Annotated in this window: 3 protein-coding genes; 1 reads left to right on the plus strand and 2 read right to left on the minus strand. The window is 54.1% G+C overall.

Translation table 11 applies throughout. From position 1 onward, the window contains the following. Positions 1-7: 7 nt before the first annotated feature. Positions 8-262 carry a hypothetical protein gene (locus JX325_RS15935; protein ID WP_204792033.1) on the minus strand — a complete coding sequence of 85 codons (255 nt, stop codon included), beginning with the start codon at positions 260-262 and terminating at the stop codon, positions 8-10. 201 nt (positions 263-463) lie between these two features. Between JX325_RS15935 and tet(40) the strand changes: the two genes are divergently transcribed. Continuing rightward, a complete protein-coding gene (gene tet(40) / locus JX325_RS15940) occupies positions 464-1684 on the plus strand; it encodes a tetracycline efflux MFS transporter Tet(40) (RefSeq protein ID WP_002578914.1) in 1221 nt (406 codons plus the stop codon). Between the two features lie 142 nt (positions 1685-1826). On the opposite strand, the gene JX325_RS15945 is transcribed toward tet(40), so the two are convergent. Further along, positions 1827-1946, minus strand: a 120-nt coding sequence (locus JX325_RS15945; RefSeq protein WP_204792034.1) for a Maff2 family mobile element protein, incomplete at its 5' end; no start/stop codon positions are given.

Consider the following 1946-nt stretch of genomic DNA (forward strand, 5'->3'; position numbering starts at 1 on the left):
GCGCCGGTCAGCAGGGTTTGGGGAAGGCACTCCCCAACAAGTAGCAGACCAGGGGAACAAATGAGCGGAGCGAAATTTGGGCCACGGGTCGATACTTGCTCTCGCTCTCGCTCTCGCTCTCGCTCTCGCTCTCGCTCTCGCTCTCGCTCTCGCTCTCGCTCTCGCTCTCGCTCTCGCTCTCGCTCTCGCTCTCGCTCTCGCTTCTCTTTACATTGACAACACAAAGCCCATTTGCTATAATATCGCGAAGAAGAACAGCCATGTTGTTCTAATTTCAGTATCGGAGGTATTCATATGGCAAACTGCAAAAACAGAAACAAGTCTTTTAACGGCGCTTTGGGCACTTTAGGAGGCCTTTTCTAAAATCACTGTTAGAAAGGGCTGAGAAGTTTGCCCTTCCTGCGCGGCAGTCGGGCTTGTTTCACAAAACAACCCACTGATTCGTAAAGGAGAATGTAACTTCATGTTTGCTAAAAATTCAAAGGCATATTCTGTCTACCTGCTGTTCCGATTTGTCTTTTCCCTGGCGGTTTCTATGTCCACAGTGCTTTCCATCGTGTACCACCTGGAGGTGGTGCAGCTGGATGCTTTCCAGCTTGTCCTGGTAGGGACGGTTCTGGAGACCTCCTGCTTTCTGTTCGAGATACCCACCGGTGTGGTGGCGGATTTGTATAGCCGTCGGCGCTCGGTGCTGATTGGAATGTTCCTCTACGGCCTGGGCTTTCTGATGGAGGGTGCGCTACCGTGGTTCGCGCCGGTTCTGCTGGCCCAGGTTGTCTGGGGTTGCGGTGATACCTTCATCACCGGCGCTCTGGAGGCGTGGATTGCCTCGGAGGAAGAGGACAAACCCATAGACAAGGTGTTCCTGCGGGGCAGTCAAATGGGGCAAATCGGCGGCGTTCTGGGCGTGGTGCTGGGCACACTGCTGGGAAACATAAACCTGCAAATGCCTGTCATCTTGGGGGGCAGTTTGTGCTTGTTGTTGGGGCTGGTGTTGGTTCGCATCATGCCAGAAACCAACTTCTCCCCTGCTATTGAGGAACGGCAGGGCTTGCTTAAAGACTTTGTCTGCCTGTTCAAGCTCAACCTGGGCTTTGTGAAAGGCGCACCTGTGTTGCTGGCGCTCTTAGCAATCACACTATGCGGGGGACTTGCCAGTGAAGGCTTTGACCGGCTCTCCACCGCTCATTTTCTGGATGACACGGTAATACCCGTTATCGGGCCGCTGAACAGCGTCACTTGGTTCGGTGTTATCAGTCTTATCGGCAGCGGCTTAGGTATTCTGGCTTCTCAGTTGCTCATCGCCCGCATGGAGAAAAAAGGGACTGTCAGCCGAACCAGTGTGGTCATGTCCACCAGCGCCGGGTATATCCTGTGCCTGGTTCTCTTCGCGGTGGGGCGGAGCTTTTGGTTCATGTTGTTGGTGTTCCTGCTGGCGGGGCTTATGCGCACCATCAAGGAGCCTGTGCTGGCCGCCTGGATGAACGACCATGTGGATGAGAAAATGCGCGCCACAGTCTTTTCCACCAGCGGACAGCTGGACTCTTTCGGGCAGATCATCGGCGGGCCTATTGTGGGGCTGGTAGCCCAGCAGGTGTCCATACCCTGGGGGCTGGTCTGTACCGCTTTCCTGCTGTTGCCCGCGCTGTTCTTAGTGCCGGTGGCGGGAAAGAAGCGGGATTGATATGGCATAGTTAAGTTTACTGACGAGCGGGAGATTACTTCCGCTCGTCTTCATTTAGTAGCGCAAAATTTGAGGACTCTTTATTTCCTTATTCGGTATAGCGGAGGCGGCTGTCAATTCGACATAATTTTCTTGTGATACTTTACCGTACATGAGCATTGGAGCCAGGGTTATCCGACCCGTAGCCCTCCAGGAGATTGACGACGCCCCACACGCCCAAACCAGCGCCGAGAGCCACAACAAGGGTCTGCAAAGTATCAGT

The sequence above is a fragment of the Oscillibacter sp. CU971 genome (assembly GCF_905219725.1).
GTDB lineage: Bacteria > Bacillota > Clostridia > Oscillospirales > Oscillospiraceae > Oscillibacter.

Coding starts and splice junctions, on each gene's coding strand:
- JX325_RS15935 (WP_204792033.1), bottom strand. CDS start 262: ATGGCTGTTCTTCTTCGCGATATTATAGCAAATGGGCTTTGTGTTGTC.